This is a genomic window from Dactylosporangium maewongense (genome assembly GCF_039531485.1).
GTDB classification, from domain to species: domain Bacteria; phylum Actinomycetota; class Actinomycetes; order Mycobacteriales; family Micromonosporaceae; genus Dactylosporangium; species Dactylosporangium maewongense.
Genome location: NZ_BAAAQD010000108.1, coordinates 1 through 651, shown reverse-complemented (window position 1 = coordinate 651; position 651 = coordinate 1). Strand labels below are relative to the sequence as shown.

General features: G+C 68.0%; 1 protein-coding gene. It reads left to right on the top strand.

Going from position 1 to position 651, the window contains the following annotated elements; all coding sequences use genetic code 11:
- Positions 1–651: flagellin N-terminal helical domain-containing protein (locus tag ABD332_RS59935; protein WP_344516118.1), on the top strand; the 651-nt coding region annotated here is incomplete at both ends.

Sequence of the window (651 nt, the reverse complement as noted above, 5' to 3'; positions counted from 1 at the left end):
CGGAACCTGTCGACGACCGACAGCCAGATGAGCAAGTCGCTGGAGCGTCTGTCGTCCGGTTACCGGATCAACCGGGCCGCGGACGACGCGGCCGGCCTGTCGATCAGTGAGGGCCTGCGCTCGCAGATCGGTGGTCTGAAGGTCGCGGTCCGCAACGCGCAGGACGGCATCTCGGTCGTGCAGACCGCTGAAGGCGCGCTCACCGAGACGCACTCGATCCTGCAGCGTATGCGTGACCTGTCGGTGCAGGCGTCCTCGACCGGTTCGCAGGACACCGACGCCCGTACCGCGGCGCAGACGGAGTTCACGCAGCTGAACGCCGAGCTCGACCGCATCTCCACCACCACGTCCTTCGGTGGCCAGAAGCTGCTCGACTCGAGCGCCTCCTACACCGGCACCTTCCAGGTCGGCGCCAACACCAACACCGCGGACCAGATCGCGGTCAACCTCGGCACCGCCGCCTTCGGCAGCGTCACCGGCGTCACCGGCTTCGACTCGACCGGCCTCGGGGTCGACTCGCTCGACCTGGTGACCGGCGCCTCGGCCGCCATCACCGCGATCGACACCGCGATCAAGGGCATCTCGACCGCGCGGGCCACGCTCGGTGCGTACCAGAACCGGTTCGAGCACACCATCAACAACCTCAACACC